The sequence below is a fragment of the Bartonella sp. AU18XJBT genome, assembly GCF_028618595.1.
In the GTDB taxonomy this organism is placed as follows: Bacteria; Pseudomonadota; Alphaproteobacteria; order Rhizobiales; family Rhizobiaceae; genus Bartonella.
On record NZ_JAQITE010000085.1, the window covers coordinates 1 to 3,249 of the forward strand.

At 33.1% G+C, this 3,249-nt stretch carries 1 protein-coding gene; it reads left to right on the plus strand.

The window, feature by feature from the left end; genetic code table 11:
* Positions 1 to 2,543: type ISP restriction/modification enzyme (locus PVV60_RS09810; RefSeq protein ID WP_273724589.1), on the plus strand; the 2,543-nt coding region annotated here is incomplete at its 5' end.
* Positions 2,544 to 3,249 lie beyond the last annotated feature (706 nt).

The following is a 3,249-nucleotide window of genomic DNA, read 5'->3' on the forward strand; positions in this document are numbered from 1 at the left end:
ATCAGTTTGTTCAAGAAAATCCCGTCTCTTGTGCTTTACAACGTGTACTCAATGTCCTTGATAAAGTTACCCCTAAAGAAGAATCTCAAGATCTCAAAAATATTTCTAGGAGCGTACAATTTTACACGCGTGGAATTACCACTCTTGAAGCACAACAAAGCTTAATTGTAGAACTTTACAATGAATTTTTCCGTTATGCTTTTCCACGTACAGTAGAAAAATTAGGAATTGTTTATACGCCCATTGAGGTTGTTGATTTTATCATTCATTCTGTTGATGATGTTTTACGTAATGAATTTGGAAAAAGCCTAGGATCACGTGGTGTTTCTATTCTTGACCCTTTCACTGGAACGGGTACCTTTATCACACGGTTGTTACAATCAAATCTTATAAAACCAGAGGATATGGAATATAAATACCGTTATGATATCCATGCTAATGAGATTGTCTTACTCGCCTATTATATAGCAGCCATTAATATCGAAGCAACTTATCATGGTCTTATGAAAGGGAATTATATCCCATTCAAGCATATTGGTTTAACCGATACATTCCAAATGCTTGAAAGGAAAGATTTGTTGCAAGAGTTATTTAAAGAAAATAGTGAATATTTAGAACATCAGAAAAATCTGGATATTGAAGTGATCTTTGGTAACCCTCCTTATTCTTCTGGTCAAAGAAATGAGAATGATAATAATGCAAATGTAGAATATGAAATACTTGATAGAAGTATCCAAAATACGTATGCACTTAAATCTCAAGCAATATTAAAAAGAAATCTCTATGATAGCTATATTCGAGCAATTAGGTGGGCAAGTAATCGCTTAAGTTCTCAAGGTGGTGTCGTTGCCTATATTTCTGGAAATGGATGGGTAGATAAAACATTTGCTGATGGCATGCGAAAATGCTTACAGAATGAATATTCTTCTATTTATATCATTAATCTTCGTGGTGATATTCGAAAAAATATAAAATCAAAAGAGCTATCAAAGGAAGGAGGCAATGTTTTTGGTTCTGGAAGCCAAAATGGAATAGCTGTAACGATTTTTGTGCGCAATCCAAACAATAGCCAACACTGTAAGATTTACTATCATGATATTGGTGACAATCTTTCTACCGAAAAAAAACTTGAGATGCTTCAATACTTTGGTAGTGTTGGTGGCATCACAAATGAAGCGGGTTGGCAAATAATTACACCGGACGAGCATGGTGATTGGATAAATCAACGTGATAATAGTTTCAAAGATTTTTTAACAATAGGCGATAAGAAGGGAAATAATAAAAAGCTCTTTGAAACATTTTCTCTTGGAGTCGTAACCAATCGTGATGCGTGGGCATATAACTCAAGCCGTGAAACTTTAAAAAAGAACATGAGTAATATGATTGCCTTCTATAACAGTGAAGTGGAACGATTTAATGCTGCTTATGGACATGTTGATCGTAGGATACGTACAAAGGCTGTAAATGATTTCGTTGATACAGATGAGAGAAAGATAAGTTGGAGTCATAATGTTAAGCAAGAACTAGTAAAAGGAAAATTTTTTGAACTTGAAGATACGTGCCTTACACAAAGCCTATATCGTCCTTTTACACAACAATGGCTTTATTATAACCGTACTTTCAATGAGAGAGTTTATCAAATGCCGCGGATATTCCCTATGGGGAAGGTGGTTGAAAATATGGTAATACAAATTACAGGTACAGGAACTCAATCGGGTTTTTCTGTACTTATGTCTGAAGATTTGCCTAATCTTGATGTAGTGGATAAAGGTCAATGCTTTCCAAGATACTTTTATGAAGATATTACCTCCTTAAAATCTAAAGATAATAATCAGTCACATTTATTTACAAATGCTACAGAAGAAAACAAAACCTCTGCTTTACAACGTCGTGATGCCATTACGGATGAAGGATTAGCATATTTTAAAGCGGCTTATCCGAATGAAAAAATCTCTAAGGATGATCTATTCTATTATGTTTACGGAATTTTACATTCAGAAGATTACCGTACCCGTTATGCTCATAATTTATGCAAAGAACTGCCTCGTATCCCTTGTGTAAAAACTGCTGATGATTTTTGGTCATTTGTAACAGCGGGGCGTAAACTCGGTCATTTGCACGTGAATTATGAAGATGTAGAGCCTTATCCAGTGACCTTTAAAAAGGGTAATCCAAAATTAACTGACATCTCTAATCCAGAAAAGTTTTATTACGTTACAGAAATGAAATTCGCAAAAGCAGGTAAAGAGAAAGATAAATCAACTGTCATTTATAACAGCAATATCACAATAACAGATATCCCTCTTGAAGCTTATGAGTATATCGTTAATGGCAAGCCCGCTCTTGAATGGGTTATGGGGCGTCAATGCGTTAAGACAGAGAAAAAGAGTGGCATTGTAAATAATGCCAATCGTTATGCTGTTGAAACCATTGGCAATCCTGCCTACCCTCTAGAATTATTTCAAAGGGTTATTACTGTAAGTTTAGAGACAATCAAAATTGTTAAGAACCTACCAAAATTAGAAATTAGAGAAACTGAATAACTTATAAAGCATGCTCACATAATGGGCATGCTAATCTTATTAAAGCCGCTTATTTATTAGTTTAAATAACAGTCTATTTTATCATCTGTTATGAGATAACTAAGATAGGAAAGAATTACGTTATCAGAAATCCTTTAATGGACTTTTGTAAATTTTGTAAACGTATCATCTTGTGAATTGATTACCTATAATCTTAAAAGAGATAATTTATCATGCGTTATTCTAAAAAGAAGAAACTTGCACTTTTAAACACTGTACTTTGGATTGCTTTAAGACTTTTAAGAAATCCACTCTTAAACAGAATACGCTTCTTTTGGATTGCCTTTAAGAGATTATATCGCAATCTCAAATGATAGCTTTATTGTTATCAAAAGCTTTGTTTAAACAGAGTTATGTATATTCATTTTGCTTATAGGTTTTGAAGGTGTAAAAACCGTCAAAATACCTTCAAAACGTATATTATTAGTTGAATTTAGAGGTTGTATTATCAATAGAGGTTGTTTTTTAAAGATCTGTAAAATCTTAACACATTGAAATATAATGTTTTTATTTTTTGCTATTTTTTTATATAAAAGCAGCAACCGTCAAAACTCAAAACCTCTTCAAAACTCATAACCATAATGATCTTGATAGCATTTCTTATGATTATACCCCCTTTCTTTTGAAAGGCTTTAAAGGATCATATGTTTTTTTAAGACGTGTTTTA